This window comes from Sphaerospermopsis torques-reginae ITEP-024 (genome assembly GCF_019598945.1).
Lineage (GTDB): Bacteria > Cyanobacteriota > Cyanobacteriia > Cyanobacteriales > Nostocaceae > Sphaerospermopsis.
The window spans coordinates 5,161,478-5,182,792 of the sequence record NZ_CP080598.1; the positions used below are offsets into that span (position 1 = coordinate 5,161,478).

Annotated in this window: 17 protein-coding genes and 1 pseudogene; 14 read left to right on the forward strand and 4 right to left on the reverse strand. The window is 35.6% G+C overall.

What is annotated here, in order from left to right:
* The first annotated feature begins 22 nt into the window (after positions 1-22).
* Positions 23-1,108 carry a dual-specificity RNA methyltransferase RlmN gene (gene rlmN / locus K2F26_RS24025; RefSeq protein WP_220609790.1) on the forward strand — a complete coding sequence of 362 codons (1,086 nt, stop codon included), beginning with the start codon at positions 23-25 and terminating at the stop codon, positions 1,106-1,108.
* Positions 1,109-1,216: 108 nt separating this feature from the next.
* Here rlmN and K2F26_RS24030 read toward each other — a convergent pair whose 3' ends face one another.
* Positions 1,217-1,396 (reverse strand): DpnI domain-containing protein, encoded by a 180-nt coding sequence (locus K2F26_RS24030; RefSeq protein ID WP_220609791.1) that lies wholly within the window; start codon positions 1,394-1,396, stop codon positions 1,217-1,219.
* A 623-nt stretch (positions 1,397-2,019) separates the two neighbouring features.
* Here K2F26_RS24030 and K2F26_RS25510 point away from each other — a divergent pair.
* The 3 genes and pseudogenes from K2F26_RS25510 to K2F26_RS24045 all read left to right on the forward strand — a co-directional run.
* A pseudogene (locus tag K2F26_RS25510) lies at positions 2,020-2,452 on the forward strand (transposase); the annotation flags it as partial.
* Positions 2,424-4,346 carry a serine/threonine phosphatase gene (locus K2F26_RS24040; protein ID WP_220609792.1) on the forward strand — a complete coding sequence of 641 codons (1,923 nt, stop codon included), beginning with the start codon at positions 2,424-2,426 and terminating at the stop codon, positions 4,344-4,346. The pseudogene K2F26_RS25510 and the gene K2F26_RS24040, both read left to right, overlap by 29 nt.
* Positions 4,347-4,572: 226 nt before the next feature.
* Positions 4,573-5,808 (forward strand): protein kinase domain-containing protein, encoded by a 1,236-nt coding sequence (locus tag K2F26_RS24045; RefSeq protein WP_220609793.1) that lies wholly within the window; start codon positions 4,573-4,575, stop codon positions 5,806-5,808.
* Between the two features lie 112 nt (positions 5,809-5,920).
* Here K2F26_RS24045 and K2F26_RS24050 read toward each other — a convergent pair whose 3' ends face one another.
* The gene (locus tag K2F26_RS24050; RefSeq protein WP_220609794.1) at positions 5,921-6,139 is read right to left on the reverse strand and encodes a DUF4327 family protein; all 219 of its coding nucleotides are present in this window, start codon (positions 6,137-6,139) and stop codon (positions 5,921-5,923) included.
* A 472-nt stretch (positions 6,140-6,611) separates the two neighbouring features.
* Between K2F26_RS24050 and K2F26_RS24055 the strand changes: the two genes are divergently transcribed.
* From K2F26_RS24055 to K2F26_RS24090, 8 genes are all read left to right on the forward strand, one after another.
* The gene (locus K2F26_RS24055) at positions 6,612-7,016 is read left to right on the forward strand and encodes a tetratricopeptide repeat protein (protein WP_220612015.1); all 405 of its coding nucleotides are present in this window, start codon (positions 6,612-6,614) and stop codon (positions 7,014-7,016) included.
* 145 nt (positions 7,017-7,161) lie between these two features.
* Positions 7,162-7,923 (forward strand): Uma2 family endonuclease, encoded by a 762-nt coding sequence (locus K2F26_RS24060; RefSeq protein WP_220609795.1) that lies wholly within the window; start codon positions 7,162-7,164, stop codon positions 7,921-7,923.
* A gap of 126 nt (positions 7,924-8,049) precedes the next feature.
* Positions 8,050-8,592 carry a Uma2 family endonuclease gene (locus K2F26_RS24065; protein ID WP_220609796.1) on the forward strand — a complete coding sequence of 181 codons (543 nt, stop codon included), beginning with the start codon at positions 8,050-8,052 and terminating at the stop codon, positions 8,590-8,592.
* A gap of 247 nt (positions 8,593-8,839) precedes the next feature.
* Positions 8,840-9,448 carry a hypothetical protein gene (locus tag K2F26_RS24070; RefSeq protein WP_220609797.1) on the forward strand — a complete coding sequence of 203 codons (609 nt, stop codon included), beginning with the start codon at positions 8,840-8,842 and terminating at the stop codon, positions 9,446-9,448.
* Between the two features lie 260 nt (positions 9,449-9,708).
* Positions 9,709-9,900, forward strand: a complete 192-nt coding sequence (locus tag K2F26_RS24075) for a DUF3368 domain-containing protein (RefSeq protein WP_220609798.1) — start codon at positions 9,709-9,711, stop codon at positions 9,898-9,900.
* Between the two features lie 314 nt (positions 9,901-10,214).
* Complete coding sequence (locus K2F26_RS24080; protein ID WP_220609799.1) at positions 10,215-12,914, forward strand: methyltransferase domain-containing protein; 2,700 nt, start codon at positions 10,215-10,217, stop codon at positions 12,912-12,914.
* A gap of 25 nt (positions 12,915-12,939) precedes the next feature.
* The gene (locus tag K2F26_RS24085) at positions 12,940-15,039 is read left to right on the forward strand and encodes a DUF5672 family protein (protein WP_220609800.1); all 2,100 of its coding nucleotides are present in this window, start codon (positions 12,940-12,942) and stop codon (positions 15,037-15,039) included.
* 112 nt (positions 15,040-15,151) lie between these two features.
* Positions 15,152-15,781 carry an REP-associated tyrosine transposase gene (locus tag K2F26_RS24090; protein WP_220609801.1) on the forward strand — a complete coding sequence of 210 codons (630 nt, stop codon included), beginning with the start codon at positions 15,152-15,154 and terminating at the stop codon, positions 15,779-15,781.
* A gap of 115 nt (positions 15,782-15,896) precedes the next feature.
* Here the strand turns inward: K2F26_RS24090 and K2F26_RS24095 are convergent, their stop codons facing one another.
* Positions 15,897-18,095, reverse strand: a complete 2,199-nt coding sequence (locus K2F26_RS24095) for an O-linked N-acetylglucosamine transferase, SPINDLY family protein (protein WP_220609802.1) — start codon at positions 18,093-18,095, stop codon at positions 15,897-15,899.
* 167 nt (positions 18,096-18,262) lie between these two features.
* A complete protein-coding gene (locus K2F26_RS24100; RefSeq protein ID WP_220609803.1) occupies positions 18,263-18,784 on the reverse strand; it encodes a type IV pilin-like G/H family protein in 522 nt (173 codons plus the stop codon).
* A 390-nt stretch (positions 18,785-19,174) separates the two neighbouring features.
* Here K2F26_RS24100 and trxB point away from each other — a divergent pair, with 390 nt between their 5' ends.
* Positions 19,175-20,563, forward strand: a complete 1,389-nt coding sequence (gene trxB / locus K2F26_RS24110; protein ID WP_437441040.1) for a thioredoxin-disulfide reductase — start codon at positions 19,175-19,177, stop codon at positions 20,561-20,563.
* A 107-nt stretch (positions 20,564-20,670) separates the two neighbouring features.
* Positions 20,671-21,291, forward strand: a complete 621-nt coding sequence (locus K2F26_RS24115; RefSeq protein WP_220609805.1) for a Uma2 family endonuclease — start codon at positions 20,671-20,673, stop codon at positions 21,289-21,291.
* Positions 21,292-21,315 lie beyond the last annotated feature (24 nt).

Sequence of the window (21,315 nt, forward strand, 5' to 3'; positions counted from 1 at the left end):
GAATCAAATTATGGTTTTTTTTATGTCTGCTACACCTGTTGTATCTCCCGTAAATTCCATTAACTCTACAAACTCTACCACTGCAAACTCTGAACTTGTTTCCCCTCTTCTCGGTGCTTCGGTAGCTGAGTTAACCGCTTGGGTTCAAGAACAAGGACAACCTGGATACCGGGGGAAACAACTACATAATTGGATATATGATAAAGGTGTGCGTAATTTAGCAGATGTTTCTGTATTTCCTAAAAGTTGGCGAGAAAAAGTTATAGATATTCCTATAGGTCGTTCATCTCTACATTATCGTTCTGTTGCTGCTGATGATACGGTAAAATATCTGTTGAAATTAGCAGATGGAGAAATTATTGAAACTGTTGGTATTCCCAGTGATAAGCGGTTAACGGTTTGTGTTTCTACTCAAGTTGGTTGTCCAATGGCCTGTGATTTTTGTGCGACGGGGAAAGGAGGTTTTAAACGTAATCTTAGCCGTGCAGAAATTGTGGATCAAGTATTAACTGTACAGGAAGATTTTCAACAACGGGTGAGTAATGTGGTGTTTATGGGAATGGGTGAACCGTTGTTGAATACGGAAAATGTAATTTTAGCGTTGAAATCTTTAAATCAAGATGTGGGAATAGGAGCGCGATCGCTCACAGTTTCTACTGTAGGTATACGCGATCGCATTCGTCAATTAGCCGAACACCATTTTCAAATTACCCTCGCTGTCAGTCTTCATGCACCAAACCAAACATTAAGAGAACAAATTATTCCCAGTGCTAAACCCTACCCCATCGAAGACTTACTCGCAGAATGCCGAGAATATGTAGAAATAACCGGACGCAGAGTAACTTTTGAATATATCCTTTTAGCGGGAGTCAACGACTTACCAGAACACGCTTTAGAACTATCAAAACGTCTGCGCGGTTTTCAAAGTCATGTGAATTTAATTCCCTACAACCCTATTGAGGAAGTAGATTATAAAAGACCAAACCGCGATAGAATACAGGCTTTTGTTAATGTTCTCCAACAACAAAACATTGCTGTAAGTGTCAGATATTCTCGCGGTTTAGAAGCAGACGCAGCTTGTGGACAACTGAGAAGAAATAAAAGGTAATTAGTAATTGATAATTGATAATTGATAATTGGTAATTGGTAAACATAAAATTGATTACCCAGTCACCAGTCACCAGTCACCAGTCACCAGTCCCCAGTCCCCAATCACCTATTTTTTAGCATAAATACCTGGTGCATAAGCCTCAATAACCCTACCAGTGCGAGTGCAGCTAATCATCAGGTAATCACAGGTTGGGCATTGTGTTCTGGTGACTTGACTCTCAGCAATAAAGTGACGTTCAGCTTTACTGCCGCAATTTGGGCAATGAATTTTTTGTAAGACTTGCATTTTAAAACCCCTGGATTAAATAATGTTGGTAACACTCTGTAACTCTAGCCAGTCAAGATTTATAGCCACAGAGGCGGCTATTTTTTAACAAATTTAACAATTTAAAAATTTCACGTATCCTTATTTATTATCTTAGTATTGATATTTTTAGTCGTCACGCTTTAGATATATAAATTTACTTTTTTTGTAACTTTTGTTTTCATTCTTAGTGATCCCCGTACTTTAATCTTTGAGACAAGTATATTTATCCTTTTGTTTTCCAATAAGTTGTTTTTGTATTCAATCGCTACAGACACAGAAAAACTGTATTTTAAGTTACAAAATATTTTTCTTTAGATTTTGTTAAGCTTTTCGCTGTGTAAATTGTATTTCAGATTACATTTATATTCTCTGCGATAGTGGTATTTACTACCTTTATTACCTTGATTAGAGAAAATATCACTACATGACGCAGTTATAATTTAAGCAAAACTTCCAATATGAGATATTACAGTCATCAACTACTTTTGCTAATCTAGAGATTAGTAATGGGTAATGAGAAATGGGTAATTAGTAATAGATATTCTTAATTATTAATTGCCCATTATTTCTTATCATGTAAGACTTTAAGAGTTATCGAATGAGCGAGATTACACCAAAAAATAGCCAACATTAGAAAAGATACATTACATAAAATCACGACCTATATTAGCAAAAACCACGCGGTGATAGGGATAGAGGATTTGAATGTATCCGGGATGTTAGCTAATGGGAAATTATCAAAAGCTATATCAGATATGGGCTTTTATGAATTTAGAAGGCAGCTAGTACCGCTTTGCGGAAGTCAAAAGTCAAAAGTCAAAACCAAGACAGCATAGGATTGTCGGAGATTTAGAATGGTTGGTTTATTTACGCCGTGCTGTACTAGAATATAAAACACAACTATATGGCAGTAAGTTAGTAATTGTGGATAGATTTTATCCCAGTAGAGACGTTATATATTTAGTAGCTAGAAGCATCTTAGAAGAAAAAGCAAGGAATTTCTACTATGCTCATTTGCCCGCAATGTCAATTTGAAAATCCCAATGACAATAAGTTTTGTCAAAGTTGTGGCACGTCTTTAACTTATAAGACTTGTCCTGAATGTGGGGCAGAAGTCCTTTTAAATAATCAATACTGTCACAAGTGTGGTGCAGAATGTGGCACGATTTGGTGGGCAATCATTACCCAAGAAGTACCTGTTGTTGTTTCCGAATTTGGGGAAGAAAAATTAACACCAGATATAGGCAACACAAACACCCGTCTACAATTTGCGGTAGGCTCATTTTTAGATCGGGGACAACGCTATCAATTATTAGAACCTTTACCAGAACCGGAAGTGATGCCGGGTGGTACTGAGTATAAATTCAAGGTTTTAGATTGCCAACCCTTTCACATTTCACCTATTGAGGCGATGCTGGAACATCAACCACAGGGTTTGATTGTGCCATCGGTGAGTGTAATTGGTATTCCTAGTTTGGCTCAAGCTTATGTGGCATTACAACAGGAAATTTCACTGGGAATACCCATAATTCACGATGCTTGGCAACAAGATAATATGCAGGTGGTACTGATTGAAGACCGTTCCCATTGGCAGTTGTTACTAGAGGCGTGGCAAGATCCTACAACCCATCCATTGCAGATTTTACACTGGTGTTATCAGATGATCCAACTTTGGGAAATACTGAAACCAGTAAATTGTCGTCAAAGTTTGTTGAAGTTATCAAATCTGCGACTAGATGGAGACCAAACACTGGGGTTACAACAGTTGTATCTGGAAACACCTACTGAAAATTTGCCTACTGATGGCGAGCCGCCTTTAACTATCAAGTCTTTGGGAAGGGTTTGGCGCAATTTATGTCTACAGTCTCAACATATTCATATTGCCTCTTTTGTGCAAATTTTGGATGATTTAGAAGCTGGTAAGACTGCCACTGGGGAAGAATTGCGATCGCATTTGGAGGAAATATCCACAGAACTACAATCACCTTCTCACTCTGGTGTTGCTTCTACAGAGACAAAATATGCTTTTGCGCCAACTGTGTTGCAAGATGATAATTGTCAGGATGAGGAAAGAAATGAAGATGCACCGACAATTATCTTGTCAATGCAATTAAGGACTGTGGAAGATGTAGGACGCACTGATGTCGGTCGTCAACGTGATCACAACGAAGATTATTTTGCCATTGAAACCAAGCAGCAAAAGCTGGAAGTACCTAGAAATCGCAATTTGCAAGCTAGGGGTTTGTATATTCTCTGTGATGGGATGGGGGGACACGCTGGAGGTGAGGTGGCCAGTGAGTTGGCTGTAACTACTTTGCGAAAATACTTTCAAGAAAAGTGGGTTGGGGAGGAACTGCCAACATCTGAAATGATCGAAGAAGCGGTTTTGTTAGCGAATCAAACGATTTACGATCTCAATCAACAAGGACTGCGTTCTGGTGTGGGGCGCATGGGTACAACTTTGGTGATGTTATTGATGCAAAACACTAAGTTAGCAGTGGCTCATCTGGGAGATAGTCGTTTTTATCGTGTCACTCGCAAGGGGGGACTAGAGCAAATGACTGTGGATCACGAAGTGGGTCAACGGGAAATTGCTAAAGGGGTACCTGCTAGTGTAGCTTATGCTCGTCCAGATGCCTACCAACTCACTCAAGCTTTGGGTCCACGAGATGCCAATTTTGTCCATCCTGATATCAATTTCTTTGAGATTCATGAAGATTGTTTGCTGTTGTTGGTTTCCGATGGGTTATCTGATAATGATTTATTGGAAACTAATTGGCAGACTCACCTCACACCGTTGCTCAGTTCGAGTACAAATTTGGAATCAGGTCTGAGCGACTTGGTTGATCTGGCAAATGAATACAATGGTCACGACAATATTACGGCTATATTGATTCGGGTTAAGGTTTCTCCGATGCAAACAAGCTAACTCTTGCTAACTAGCTGTTAACCCTATCAGCAAAGTTGACATAGAATGGAAATGAGCTTGTCCTAAATTGACAATTTACTAGACAAACCTATACAAGTACATACAAAACTAGTAGAAAGTAAAGTCTAGCTTTGTCTAGGTTTTATATAGCAGGTTGATAAGCCATGTCTTTACAAGTAGTTCTCTTTTCTGATAGATAAATAATTATGAATTATAAATTTTGATTGTGGTAACACTGACCCTGTTAGACACGAAAAATAAAACGCCGCTTAAACAGTGGAGTTTTCAGGGTTCCTCTGTGATTCGCATTGGTCGCGCGGTGGATAATCATGTTGTACTCAATGATAGTTTAGTTTCTCGGTATCATCTGCAACTTCAACAATTGAGTTCTGGCAGCAGTGATGCTTGGCAGGTAATTAGTCAAGGGACAAATGGTACTTTTCTTAATGGTGTTCTGGTAACAAAAAGTACGTTATCCGATAATTCTCTCCTGCAACTAGCACAGGGAGGACCTATACTCAAATTCCAACTTGAGGATATACCGGAACTGACGGTTTCACCTTGGCAACCAATACACCAGGAAATTGAGAAAGTTGCTGTTTCCCATTGCAATCACGAAGGAAATTCCCCAAATAATATATTTTGTGTTCACTGTGGTCAACCGCTAACTGTTATCAAGCGAATTCGCCATTATCAGGTCTTACGCACACTGGGACAGGGTGGTATGGGTACTACTTACCTGGCTTGGGATGCTACAGGTGTAAGTACAGGTGTTCCTCAACTGTTGGTGCTAAAGCAGATGAATGCGGATATGGCTAAAATTGCTAAAGCGCAGGAGTTGTTTGAACGAGAAGCGAAAACTCTGAAATGTCTTAATTATCGAGGAATTCCCAAATATTATGATTTTTTTGCCGAAGATAGGAAAAACTACTTGGCAATGGAGTTAATTCACGGACAGGATTTGGAAAAGCGTGTATATACTACTGGTCCTGTGACTCCTCATCAGGCGATCGCCTGGATGATTCAGACTTGCGATATTTTAGATTATCTTCATCATCAAGATGCACCGCTGATTCACCGGGATATTAAACCTGCTAATTTGATGGTGAGAAATGCTGATAATCAAATTGTGGTGTTGGATTTCGGTGCTGTGAAGGAAATTGGCACTGCACCGGGGACAAGGATTGGTGCGGAAGGTTATTGCGCTCCTGAGCAGGAACGAGGACAACCATTGACACAATCGGATTTGTATGCTATAGGTCCAACTTTGATTTTTTTACTAACGGGGGAAAATCCTTTAAAGTATTTCCGCCACAAAGGGCGTGGAGGTTGCTTTGATGTGAAAAATGTGCCGACAATTACTCCTCAACTCCGCGAAATTATTGAACGGGTGACGGAACCTCTACCACGCGATCGCTTTCAAACTGCTAAGGAGTTAGCTGAGGCTTTGATGGCTTGTTAGTGATTGGTAATTGGTAATTGGTAATTGGTAATTGGTAATTGGTAATTAGTAAATGGTAATTACGTGAAATTCTTTTCCCAGTCCCCAGTCACCAGTCACCGGTCCCCAGTCCCTAATCTTCGTCCCAAGTTTCTACTGCTAATAGATCACCAATGGGATCTTGCATACTAAAGCCAAAGTCTAGCAGTTCTTGTTTCCAGTGTTGCCAGTCATTGCCGTAGAGGAAGGCAATTTTCCAGATGCTATCGCTTGGCTTAATAATATTGGATTCTACGAGTGATTGCACATTGCGCTGCAATTTCACCATAGGGTGAATCACTTGCTGAGTCATAACCTCGATGTGGTTCAAATTTTATTTGTGTGAATACTTAGTTAAAACTGCTTTCCAGTTGGCATTTGTTACTGGTGCGTGAGTCCTATAGTTGGGCAAAGCTAGTCTTAACTTCTAGAGTATATCATAACTTATTCTGGGAAGTTGCTAAGATTTGGGTTTTTGTACGGTAATTACGACCACAGTTATCAATTGATAATTGACAATTGATAATTGATAATTGTTTCGTTCAAGGTTTAAAACCTCCCCTTTCAAGGGGAAAAAAGCAAAAAATTCAGCTTTTCAATCCTCTCCCTTGAAGGGAGAGGTAATTAATTGTCAATTGTTCATTGTTAATTGTCCATTATTGAGTGCTAGGAGTTGTCAGCTATCAGCAGTCAGTGGTGATATTTTTTTTGGTTTTATGGGTAATCTCATAAATAGGAGAGGAAGATTGCTGTTTTTATGTATTTACCGCAGCAAGTATGAATACATGGCTAGTTCTGGTAGTGATTACTTGGAAAAACGTCGTCAGCAAATTGCAAGAAAGCAAAGAATTGTTACATATATTTCTTTATTGGGCTTCGGTGGTTCTATATTGTTTGGGGGGTTTAGCACCATTCAAAAAGCTTGGCAACACCCACAGCAATCGGTGGTTGAATCTGCTGAGACTGAGTTAGAGAAACAGATTAAGGGTTATGAGTTGGTTTTGCAGCGTGAACCTAATAATCAGGTGGCGTTGGAGAAGTTGTCAGTGATGAAGTTACAGGTGGGGGATAATCAGGGAGCGATCGCACTGTTGGAGAAGTTGGTTAAACTACATCCAGATAGAAAAGACTATCAAACTGTGTTAGCGGATGCAAAGAAAACAGAGAAAAATAATCAGGTAGCTAAATAGATCCCCGACTTCTTTTATTGATTGTGTCCAGAAATGATGATTTTATCTGAGAAGTCGGGGATTTGGGTATTTGTTTACAATGAAATCAGGTGAATGCCATGCCATAACCTATCCTAGTCAAAACAAACATACACAATGGTAAATTATGGATAGTATGAAACTTGATATGAAACTTGATCTGCCAACTGATCTACCCACCCAATTACCAGATCATACTCAATTACCCTGTGAAGATGGAACATTTGTGAAGAATTTTCAAGAACATCCTCAAAGTATTTTATTAACAGAATCTATTTGGTCAAAATTACAAGAAATTCATCCAGATAAACAATTTTGTATAGGTCAAGATAGCGGTATTTATTGGCGTATTACTGAGCCACCACAAAAAGGAGCAGAAGCACCAGATTGGTTTTATGTTCCTGATGTACCGCCAACTTTAAACGGACAAATGCGCCGTTCTTATGTGATGTGGCAGGAATTTGTAGCCCCTTTCATTGTGATTGAATTTGTTTCAGGGCATGGTGCTGAAGAAAGGGATGAAACGCCATGTTCAGGTAAGTTTTGGGTGTATGAAAAAGCGATTAGAGTACCTTTTTATGGAATTTATGAAGTGCAGAAAGCATCATTAGAATTATATCATTTAGTTGAGGGGAAATATTATTTAATGTCACCTAATGAAAGGGGGCGTTATCTAATTCAAAAAATGGGTGTAGAGTTGGGTATTTGGCAAGGAACATATAAAAATGTAGAGTTACCTTGGTTAAGATGGTGGGATTTAGATGGTAATTTATTGTTAACAGGAGAAGAACAAGCAGAACAGGAAAAACAACGGGCTGAACAGGAGAAACAACGTGCGGATAAATTAGCGGCAAAGTTGAGAGAATTAGGGGTAGAATTAGATGAGTAAATAATCAGTGAATAGATCCCTGACTTCTTTTAGAGATTGTGTCCATAAATTATAATTATAATTTTATATCAGAAGTCGGGGATCTTGGTATATTGGGTATATGAATTGAAGTTAAGGTTCTAAACAATGAAAACTTTAGTTAGATGGACAGTTGCCGACTATCATAAAATGATTGCTTCTGATATTTTAACAGGTCGTAATTGTGAATTAATAGATGGGGAAATTATAGAAATGAGTCCCGAATTACCTCAACATTATAATACTGCTAAAAGAGGTGTTAGTTATTTATCCAGTCTTTTACAAGGAAAAGCAGATGTTAGGTTTAATGGTCCAATTACGTTATCTAATTCTGAACCAGAACCAGATATTGCAATTGTTAAATTACCTGAGTCTAAATATGATCAACGTCATCCCTATCCAGAGGATATTTTTTGGTTAATTGAAGTAGCTAATACAAGTTTAGCTAAAGATTTATTGATTAAGAAAAAGGTTTATGCTGAAGCAAAAATCCCGGAGTATTGGATTATTAATTTACAAAGTAAAGAACTAATTGTTTTTCGGCAACTTGAAAATGGTGATTATTTGGTGGAAATAAAATGGCAAGAACCAATAATTAATGCTTTAGTTTTTCCAGATGTTGATATTATTGTTAGTCAGTTATTAATGTAGTTGTATAATTGTCTGAATCAGGATGTCCAGGATTTAAGGATTTACATGATGAACTAGATAAAAAGTCAAAAATAAAAAATTATAATTTTCTGTCTGAATCAGGATATCCAGAATTTAAGGATTTACAGGATGAAATAGATAAATAGGAAGTTAAATTATTAGGTTTTATTATTTGAAATAATTGGAGAAATAATTGGATAAGATTAACAACAGTTAAACATTATATGTGGATTTAATAGAGGTAGTTATGTCTTTTAATAAATACAAAAATATTGCTGATGTTTTACAAGATTTTCCTATCAATTATTCTGAAAAAAATTTTATTGAACAAACACCGATAGAAATTGATTCATATTTTGAAAACAGATTAAAGTTTCTATTACAGGAAGGGGTAATTTTTAATTCAGAATATGCTATTTGTGAAAGTATTATTTATCCGATTTTAGTAGAAATATGGAGAAATTACGCTGATAAATTACTGCTGTGGAGTCATCAAGCATTAAATTATGATGAGAATTTATCTGGTATTCCAGATTATATGATTGCCCAACGTTCTCCTAGAGGAAAGGTAATTTTAGAGAAACCTTATTTAATTATTGTAGAAGCAAAAAAGGATAATTTTGAGGAAGGTTGGGGACAGTGTTTAGCGGAGTTGGTAGCAGCACAAAAAATTAATGGTGAGGAAAATAGTAGGTTGTTTGGGATAGTTTCTAATGGTAAATTGTGGGAATTTGGATTTTTACAAGCTGTGGATTTTGTGAAGAATGTTAAATATTATGTATTGGAGGATTTACAAGCATTGATGGAAGCTGTTAATTTTTTATTTCATGCTAGTTTTGAGCAGGTGAATTTGTAAGATATTCCAGGAGAAGTAACTATGTTACAGCTATTTTCAGGTAAATAAACCACATTTTGATTTAGGTTTCGCGTCAACAATGTAGGGGCGAAGCATTCGGACAATTAATTATCGGTTTTTACCTAAGACTATCATCCGAATGCTTCGCCCTTACTGTATCACATTCTAAGGATAATTCAGAAATAAAAACACTTGTTTTTCAATTTCCTGAGAATAGTTAAACGGTTGTTTTAATTGTTCTCCTCGTTTTGCTATACTTGATGATCGAGACAGCACGGCGTTGTGTTAAATTATTAAGTATTATTACTATGGGTACTGGTGGGGTAATAATTTTAGCAAAAAGCCGGAGACTTATTTCTAATATATCTCCAGGAATTGAGGCTTTAGGGGATGCGGGGTTATGGTTGTCAGATAGTATGGTAAATATTCTTAAATTTCAAGTTGGTAAATAAAAATATAAATCAGTGTAAAAGCATTGAATAATGATTTTTGGGTTTGCTGATGTTAATTGTAAAGATTGATTTCAATAAATATTCACGTATCTAGGAAATGATAGATTTTGGTCAACTGTGGGTATTCTATGGATATGGTGGGTAATTTAAGGAGTGATGGTACTGATGGAGAGGTTGGTTAAGTTGGATTCTGATAGGGAGGATTATCAGACTGTGTTGGACGATGTGGAGAAGATAGTGGGGGAAGGCGATCGCCACAAATAGCTATTTTTGTTACCATCAGCAGTTATATAAATTTTTCATGGGAGAAAATAATGTTAAAACAAGAACAAATCCAAGAATGTCAAACTAAATTCAACCTTAGTTATCATGTCAATTTTGCTCATATCTGTCAGCAATTAGTTGGATTTGAAAATAAAGATGTACTTGAAGTAGGAGGAAGTTTACCTCCTGATTTTGTTTTTGATTATCTTGGTGTGAAATCATGGACAGGAATTGAAACACCAGATTATGAAGAATCATTGGAAGAAACGGGAGGAATAACTCACACAGGTACAATTATTAAAAACATTAAGAATACTTCTGATTACAAGTTCAATAATAAACAACAAAATAAATATAATCTTTATCTAGAAAATATTGAAGATTTACCAGAGGAATATTATAACCAATATGATTTAATTTTTTCTATTGCGACTTTTGAGCATATTCATAAATTGCCATTAGCTTTGGATAAAATGTTTCTAGCTCTTAAACCAGGAGGCAAATTGTTTTCAATGTTTTCTCCTATCTGGTCTGCTTATGATGGACATCATTTACCGAATATAGTTGATCAACAAGGCCAAAAATTTCATTTTGGTGACTCTCCTATTCCCCCTTGGGGTCATCTTTTAATGAATCCACCGCAAATGTATAGCCATCTATGTCAATTTACTGACAAAGAAACGGCTAATCTGATGGTTTATTATATTTATCATTCATCTCATATTAATCGCTTATTTACAGAAGATTACTTAGCATATATTAATCAAAGCAGTTTTATCACTGATAAAATTGAGCTAACATTTACGCGCCCTATTGATTTAGAAATAAAAAGTAAGTTAGAACACTTTTATCCTGGGAGAAAATATTTTCAAAATAATGGTATATTATTAATTTGTGATAAGCAAGAAGAAAAAAATTTATTTGAGTCAGATCAACAACAACTTAATAAAAAAAGTATTGACATTATGAATAATGCTAACTTGTTGGTAAATGTAGATTTAGGATGTGGAACTCATAAAGCTGAAGGTTTTATAGGTGTAGATTTAGTTGCTGCTGATGGTGTAGATGTTATTGCTAATTTGAATGGTCATTTTCCATTTCCAGATAATAGTGTTGATTTTCTTAAAGCACATGATATTATTGAGCATCTGCCTGATAGAATCCACACAATGAATGAAATCTGGAGAATATTAAAGCCAGATGGAATAGTTGACATTAGCGTACCATCAACTGATGGCAGAGGAGCATTTCAAGATCCTACCCATGTCAGTTTTTGGAATATTAATTCTTTTATGTATTATTGCCAAGAATTTCCTCCTTATTTAGCAGGTTGTCAAAGTCATTATGGTTTTAAAGGGGAATTTAGTATTGTTAGCATTGATGAGAAAAATTCGGGAAATCAAGTTATTCATGTTCATGCTGTATTAAAAGCTATAAAATCAGCAGAAAACAACTATCAACTGAATTTAAGAAACACTAATTTTATCATTTTCCCAGATTGGAGTCAATCTATAGAAGTAATATTTGCACAGTTACTAAATATATGTCAAGCCATTATTGATCACCCTAAAAATAGTGATATTGCCTTACTTATTGATATCCAAAACACCAGTTTAGAAGATGGAAACTTCTTATTAGCAGATGTTGTACTTAATCTTTGTTATCAAGGAAATATGGAAACTGATGATGATAAATTACCACAATTTAATTTATTAAAAACAAATTCACCAGAAGAATATAAAGGTTTATTGCCAGTTTTGCACTCTAGAATTATTTTAGAATGTGAAGACAAAAAATTTATTAATCAAATAGGATTAGAACAATTACCTTCTTTTTCTTTAGAAGAATTAAAAAGTGCTGCACTAGCTGTAGAGAAATCACAACTATTAGATAATTTACCAAATACACAGTCACAACAACAAGAAAGTAGTTTATCCAAAGCTTATCAAAAATTTGCTGAACAGAAATTTTCTGAAGCCATCGAATTATTTAAACAAACAATCATTGAAAATCCTCAATTTTCTGAAACTGGGTTAATACCCCTAGCTCATAGCCTAATATTAGCTACTGATTGGCAAGAAATTTCCAGAAATTTACCGCCAGGTATTAATTATTTACAGACTTCTGGATGGTTAAATTCTTTATATTCAGGGAAACCTATTAACCAAGAAGCAAAACCTATTCCTTGGTACACCTATCCTGCTATAGAATTTATTGAAAATAAAATAGATAGTGATTTTCGTATTTTTGAATATGGTAGTGGTAATTCGTCTCTTTGGTGGTCTAAGAGAGTAACACAAGTAATTTCCATTGAGAATGATGCTAATTGGTTTAACTATATTAAAGAAAATATGCCTTCAAATGTAGAATTATATTTAATTGAAGATGATTTAGAATATGCTTCTGCTATTCTTGAATATGAAGATCATTTATTTGATGTAATTATTGTTGACGGTAGCAATAGAAATCAATGTGCTGAATTTGCTATATCTAAAGTAAAAGACCAAGGATTTATTATTTTTGATAACACAGATGATCACAGACACGCAGAAGGTGTTAAAAAATTACTAGACTCAGGATTTATGAAAATTGATTTTTATGGAATGATTCCTAGCTATCTTTATAAAAACTGCACTTCCATCTTCTTTAAAGATGTTAGTTTATTATCCAGAGGAGACTTACCTAGCGAAAAACGCTCTTGTTTAGGAAGATCCTGTTTTCAGATTACCAGTCCTGTAATTGCAATTTAAGAAATAAAAGTACACATAAAAAATTATGAGTAAATGGCAATTAAAAACCCCGGTTTGTTTTATCATTTTTAACCGTCCCGATGTCACTCAGAGAGTTTTTGAAAAAATTCGTGAAGCTAAACCTCCCAAATTATTGGTTATTGCTGATGGTGCAAGAGCGAATAAAATTGGAGAACAAGAAAAGTGTCTTGCTGCTAGAGCAATTATTAATCAAGTTGACTGGAAGTGTGAAGTATTAACTAATTACTCTGATATTAATTTAGGTTGTAGAAAGAGAATTTATACCGGACTAGATTGGGTATTTTCTCAAGTTGAAGAAGCAATTATTTTAGAAGATGACTGTCTCCCTGATCCTAGTTTCTTTCGCTTTTGTGAAGAGTTATTAGAAGAGTATCGTCATAATTCGCGGATCATGTTAGTTTCTGGACAAAATCTTCAGTTTGGACAAAAAAGACGAAATTATAGTTATTATTTTTCCCGTTATAACCATTGTTGGGGATGGGCTACTTGGAAAAGAGCATGGCAATATTATGATGATACTATGACGCTTTGGCCTCAAGTTAGAGATGAAAATTGGCTATTTGATATTCTCCAAGATGAACAAGCATTTAGATACTGGTCAGTAATTTTCCAAAGTATGTATGAAGGTTTTGATACCTGGGATTATCCTTGGTTATTTGCTTGTTATATAAATCAAGGTTTAAGTATTTTACCAAATATTAATTTAGTTTCTAATATTGGATTTGGACAAGAAGGAACTCATGCAACAGATACAAATAGTATTTTAGCTAATATACCAGTTGAAGAAATGCAGTTTCCTTTAAAACATCCTCCTTTCATAGTCAGAGATACCCAAGCAGATAATTTTACTGAAAGAACTTTTTATAGTGGATCTTTAGCTAAAACACAACAGGCTATTAATATCACAGAATTATTGAATAATGCTATTAATTTACTGGATAAAAATACAAATAAAATCAATCTCCAAAATACAACTCTAGTCACCATATCTTCCGTAGACATAGAACTTACGTTACTAAGTTTAGTAATTTCCAATTTAAACGCAAACTTTAATAGAGTATTGTTCTTTACATCTGAGGAAATTGATCAAAGTTATTTGGAACTTTTTCCACAATTAGAAATTATTAAAATTCATCCTATCAAGAGTTTAGTTGAATATAGCAGATTTATAATTAAAGAGCTTAATTCATTTATAGATACTGAATTTTGCTTAGTTACACAAGGAGATGGTTTTATTATCAATCCTCAGTTCTGGTCAGAGGAATTTTTAAATTATGATTATATTGGCGCACCTTGGCGCAAACAATCTCATTTAGTTAACTCCCAAGGTCAGACAGTAGATATACTTGACTTAAATAAAAATAGAGTAGGTAATGGTGGTTTTTCTTTAAGAAGTAAAAAATTATTAGAGGTATGTTCACAGTTAGATTTTGATCATATAAAAACATCTTCGTTATCAGAAGATTTGATTATCTGCCATTATTTTTATGACTGGTTTACAGCGAAAAGTATTAAATTTGCACCTTTAGAATTTGCTATTAAATTTAGTTTTGAACAACCCATAGAAGAACTTGAAAACTTTTCTTGGGAAAACACCTTTGGATTCCATGGAAAACCTCATGTTATCTCTGTCCTAAATAAATTATCTCAAGATTTGAATTTAGACTTTTCTTCAGATAATCACCAAAACAGCGATTTTATCAATGAGTTAAAATTAAGAGATATTAATTTAATTATCTTTCCTGATTGGACACAAGCAGAAGATGAACTTGGTTTAGAATTACAACAGGTAATTCAAACATTAGCAAATCACCCTGAAAATCAAAAAATTACCCTGATTATTCACACAGGTAATCTAACTATAGAAGATGCAGAAATATTTTTATCTAGTGTGGCTATGAATCTGTTAATGGCAGATTTAGATATTAGCGATACTATAGAGATTTCCTTGATTGATAAATTAGGAAATATGCAATGGCAATCTTTGTTACCCCGCATTTATGGTAGAGTTATCTTGAGTAATGAAGCTAAAATAACTTTAGCACAAATGCCAGTTAGTAACTTAAAAAGTTATCCATTGGATAGTTTGATTAATCAAATCTGAAAGGAGGTTTTTCACTTTGTAGTAAGCACTTTAGTGCTTATTCTTTAATAAAATTAGTTGAGGACTAAAGTCCTGAATACTCAGTTATTTGGACTGACTATCTGAAAAAATTATGTACGAATATCGTAAACTTACATACAAGCAACAAGCTGAACTGGTGCAATATCGTATAAGTCGGGGTTATCCACCGCACTCACCACCACATCTAGTCAGAGATCAAGAATTTTATTTATTAACAGCAACTTGCTATGAACATAAGTGTCATATTCATTCAGAATCACGTCGTCAGCAACTGTTAGAGATGATATTTAATAATTTTGGTGATGCGGGGAGTAATGAGGGGAGTGCTGAAGCACTCACTACAAACTTCAAGATTTGTGCGTGGGTGATTTTACCTAATCATTATCATTTACTGGTTCACGTAAGAGATTTTAATGTTTTAAGTGAGATATTTCGCAGAATACATGGTGCGCTTTCTCGTCAATGGAATCAAGAAGACAATGTAACTGGGCGAAAAATATGGTATAGTTGGAGTGATCGCGCAATTCGCTCTAAAAAACATTACTACAGAACTCTTAACTATATTCATTACAACCCAGTAAAACATGGTTTGGTGAAATCTCCTTATGATTGGATTGAGAGTAGTGTTCACCGGTATTTACAAACTTATGGACGGGAATGGTTGCGTGATTCTTGGGTTGAATATCCCGTCAGAGATTATGGGAAAGATTGGGATGATTAGTCCGTAGTAAGCACTTTAGTGCATCGTAGTAAGCATCGTAGTAAGCATCGTAGTAAGCACTTTAGTGCTTATTGTTTAATAAAATTAGTTGAGGACTAAAGTCCTCACTACTCAGTTATTTGTTATCAATATACCTTTGCCACATCTGTAAATAAGCATTCTCCATTTCCCGCGCAAATTTTTTGCCATTCCATAGGGGTGATGTTTGTCGTGATTTTCGCAATTTCCAGACAATTTCTTGTCTTAATTTCTCGTCTTTACCCAACTTCACACCCCACTCGACATATTCTTCATCACTCCAAGCAATACCTTCAGTAATTCCAGCATTCATCATCATTGTATAGCTATTCCGGGCTGCAAATTGTTCCCCCACTCTTGTCACTATCGGTACACCCATCCATAATGTTTCTAAAGTAGTAGTTGCACCATTATAGGGATAGGTATCTAAAACGATATCTGCAATGGCTAAATTGGCGCGGTGTTCCATCTCTGTAGGTGCAGTGGGTAAAAACCTAAAACATTCTAAATCAAGTCCTTCGGCTTCAGCAAGGGGAGCAATAAAATTTTGCAGATCTTCGTGATTGCTGCGAAAACTTTTCAGCAGAAAATAACTATTAGGAACTTGTTTGATAATTTGCATTTGCAACCGGATATTATCGGGATTACGTTTTAATCCAGTTTGAGAACTAAAATAAATAATTCCATCATTAGGAATATCTAAAGATTCTCTACTGATAGTTGGTGTTCCCACGGTAAAGCCATCAATACCAATATAATTTTGCGGCAGTCGCCAAATCTTTTCTGTATAATAATCCTGTGCTGATGCAGGTAAAACATAGTTATCAGCAATAAAATAATCAACCGTCGGGAAACCAGTCGCATCATACCCTAACCAACTAACTTGAATCGGTGCGGGTTTCAAGGCTAAAATAGCACAATTACTATAGGAAGTTAAACTATCTAAATCAACTAAAATATCTATTTCATCTTCATTTATTTTATCTGTAACCGTCACTATCGGCGGGCATAATTGATGAAAATGATCACCAAATTCGTTTTTATAAGCTTGTTGTTGTGGATCATAAATATTCTCTCTTAAAGAATATAAATGAATATCAAATTCTTGCCGATTATGATATTTTAATAACCACCAAGCTAAATAACCGACAGAATGAGAAATAAAACACTCTGATACATAGCCAATTCTTAAAGGACGCGCACTCAAAGCAGGACGAGGTAAATTAAAACGCTGTTGATAAATGTTGATCTCTTGAGAATACTCTTTCCAGATCATTTTTTGACATAAAGCAGCTAATCCATTGCGAATTAATCTATTTTCATGGGGATTATCTTCCATGTATAGGAAAAAGTGACCAATGGCTAATATCTCAATCAAACTTTTGCTTTGTGTTTGATTGTTGACAAGATCAGATAAAAATTGTTTATATTGTTGGTAAATCTGAACCGCTTTTTCTGGATAATCAAGAGACTTGGAAAATCCTGTCAGTAAGAAGTGATTACCGAGAATTTTATCAATTAGTTCTTGAGCAATTTCTAAATATTTGTTTGCCCAATCAATAGACTCTTTATTATAAGATCCTCCTAGACTTTGCAGAGGAGAAATAATTTTGCCAAGACAAGCTAAATTATTGGGTCTTAGGTGGTAGGCAATTTTCGCAAAATAAATTGACATCTGGTAGTTAAAAAAATGACTATAGGCATCAGCTTTATGTATCAATAATTCAATAATAGTTTCAGAATTTATTAAATAGGGTATAAAAGCTTCTACTAATTTATCTATAAATGCAGGAGGACTAACTGGGTTAGGACGAAGTAACTTCTCAATCACTGGCACTAATAATTTCTCATCAAAAATAGGGGGTTCTATTAGTTCGGATATAATGGCAATTAATTGATTAACATTTGTTTCCCAATCCTCAATTTTTAAATCAATATTTAGTTCAATTATTTTTAAAAGATTATTAATATGACCAGGGACAAATTCTCTAATGTGTTGACGAATTACCCAAGCCAGTTGAGATTGAGAATCTGTTTCCTGTTGTTGGGCAGCATTTAATAAAATTTCTGTTAATTGCAGTAGCCATTGTTCTGACTCTTCTTCTCCAAATTCTAGCATTGGAGTCATCCAGGCTATCTGCGCTTCTTCTTCTCTTCCTGCTAATAACAAAGCAAGTCCTAAATACCAATAATTAGTAACTTCCTGGGGATTCTCTGTAATATTTTGTTCATATTCTTGAATGCTTAATAAGCTTGGGTGAGCAGAAATTTGATTATTTAAGTTGGTGGTAATCATTGAAAACTTGGAAAGGATGAATACACAAGTCTAAATTAATATTAGTTTTGGCCGTTGGAAACATAAATCAAAACTAAAAGCAGGGATTAACACAGTTAACCCCCACAATATGTGAGAAAATCTGACGAAAAAATCTGACATCATTCACAAAAATAAAGCATTCAACTTTATTTCATGAGAGTACCACTACCGCAGGTTACATCAGTTCCAGAGAAATTGAAGGTAGGAGCAGTGCCAGAAACTGCGGTTGTCATACAAGCTTGACTCTTAGTTAGTCCAGTTGACAGAACAACTACACCACCAGCATAAGCTCTAAGAGTAGATGACTCATTAGTTATAGGTGTTGCACTAACAGTAGTCTGAGTAGCAGCGGCTGCCGATAAACTATATCCGTAGTATTCACTTTGAGTAGGAACACCAATTTGCAGATCCGCAAGATTAGCATTGCCTGCAAACTGTTGATTTTCCATGCGGAAAGCTTGTTGCGCTCTGTTGACTGCACCAACAAAGCTTTTCGCTTCCGTTTGTTTAGCTTTTGCTGCTTGGCTGAGGAAGGAAGGTAGAGCAATAGCGGATAGAATACCGATGATAATAATAACAACTAACAGTTCAATTAAGGTGAAACCTTCGTCTTCTTTCTTTTTACCCAGGAGGTGTTGTAAGAATTTGGCTTTTAGTTCAGTTTTCATGGTGTTTTCCTGTAGGATCGGTGTTGTCTAATTCCTGATGCTATTAACTTACCCACTTTTGATCAGTTTCATATCACCTCTGTAAAAAATTTTTTTTTTACCATCTCGTCAACAGTCTTAAAAGTTTGATGGACATAGAATAAAACCGACCACCTATTTCTTCTGACTCGTAATCTGATGGACCCATAATTACTATATTCCCTTCTACCAACTCCATTTGCCATTCTGGATGTTCGATTTGTAACGCAAGATTGAACTCAAAACTTGATTCTTGTGTAGGGGTAATTCATGAATTACCCCTACTTCCGTTCTATGCTGCGTAAGTCCTGAAATCATAAATTGAAGTCAGGGATCTTTGAGTTATGCTATACTAACTTAAACGTAGTCGTTATGAGTTTGTATAATAGTATGACAAATTCCCCAGTAGAAAACACAGTAGAAAACTTAGTCATTATCGGTTCTGGTCCTGCTGGTTACACCGCAGCTATCTATGCAGGAAGGGCAAATTTAAAACCCGTGGTGTTTGAAGGGTTTCAAGCGGGAGGTTTACCCGGTGGCCAACTGATGACAACCACTGAAGTTGAGAACTTCCCAGGGTTTCCCCACGGGATAACCGGACCAGACTTGATGGATAACATGAAAGCGCAAGCAGAACGGTGGGGGTCAGAGTTATATACTGAAGATGTGATATCAGTAGATTTAAGTCAGCGACCTTTTACTATCCGTTCCCAAGAAAGGGAAGTAAAAGCCCATAGTGTAATTATCGCTACCGGTGCAACAGCTAAACGTTTAGGTTTACCCAGCGAACATCAATTTTGGAGTCGGGGAATTTCCGCTTGTGCTATTTGTGATGGTGCAACCCCCATCTTTCGCGGTGCTGAGTTAGCGGTTATTGGTGCGGGAGACTCAGCAGCAGAAGAAGCTATTTATTTAACTAAATATGGTTCTCTAGTGCATTTATTAGTCCGTTCTGATAAAATGCGGGCTTCTAAAGCTATGCAAGACAGAGTTTTGAGTAACCCGAAAATTAAAGTACATTGGCACACCGAAGCGGTAGATGTCATTGGTAAAGGTAATATGACCGGTGTACAAGTTATTAACAAACAAACTGGGGAAGAAAGCACTATTCCCGCTAAAGGTTTATTTTACGCTATTGGTCACAAGCCCAATACAGAGCTATTTCAGGGACAATTAGAACTGGATGAGGTGGGGTACATTACCACTAAACATGGTGGTGTAGAAACCAGTGTAGAGGGCGTATTTGCAGCCGGTGACGTGCAAGACCATGAATTTAGACAAGCTATTACAGCAGCGGGTACTGGTTGTATGGCGGCCATGTTAGCGGAAAGATGGTTATCATCTAATAATTTAATTCATGAATTTCATCAAACCCAAACTGAGGGAACAACACCCCACCCAGAAACCCAGAAAGCAGAAACAGCCACTGAATTTAATTTACAAGCAACACGCCATAATGGAGGTTATGCTTTAAGAAAATTATTCCATGAGAGCGATCGCTTGTTGTTGGTAAAATATGTTTCTCCTGGTTGTGGTCCTTGTCACACCTTGAAACCAATATTAAATAAAGTCGTCGATGAATTTGATGGTAAAATTCACTTTGTGGAAATCGACATTGACCAAGATAGAGATATTGCTGAAAATGCTGGTATAGTTGGTACACCGACGGTACAGATATTTAAGAATAAAGAATTAGTGAAGGAATTGAAAGGTGTAAAACAGAAAAGTGAATATCGACAGTTGATTGAAAGTAATTTGTAAAATTAGGTGACAGGTGACAGGTGACAGGTGACAGTATTTTCTGTTCCCTGTTCGCTGTTCCCTCTCTGAACAGATATAATAACTATTCAAACCAAATAATCTAAATTATGATTCAAGCTTTACCTGAAACTAAATTAGTCACTTTTGCCGAGTTTGTAGAGTGGTATCCAGATACAGGAGTTCGCTATGAATTATACGATGGAGTAATTGTAGAAATGACACCACCCGTAGGAGAACATGAAGAAATTATAGGTTTTTTAGCTGCACAAATCACATTAGAATTTAGTCGTCTAAAACTTCCTTATTTCATTCCTAAAACAGCTTTGATCAAACCATATAATAAAGAATCAGCATACTTACCAGATATACCATTGTTAAATCGAGCTAATCTAGTTAACGAACCTCTGTGGAAAAAGTCATCTACAATTAGTGAATCAGCGTCAATTCCTTTAGTAGTGGAAGTAGTGAGTACAAACTGGCGTGATGATTACCATAAAAAACTCGCTGACTATGAGGAAATGGGTATTGTAGAATATTGGATTGTAGATTATGCTGCTTTAGGTGGTAGAGCTTTTATTGGCAATCCTAAACAACCAACTATTTCTATTTATCAACTGATAGAAGGAGAATATCAAGTTAGTCAATTTAGAAATGATGATTTAATAATATCACCAACTTTCCCAGAGTTAAATTTAACTGCTAATCAAATTTTTCAAGCTAGTTTATAGAGGATAGATTATAATTTTAATGTA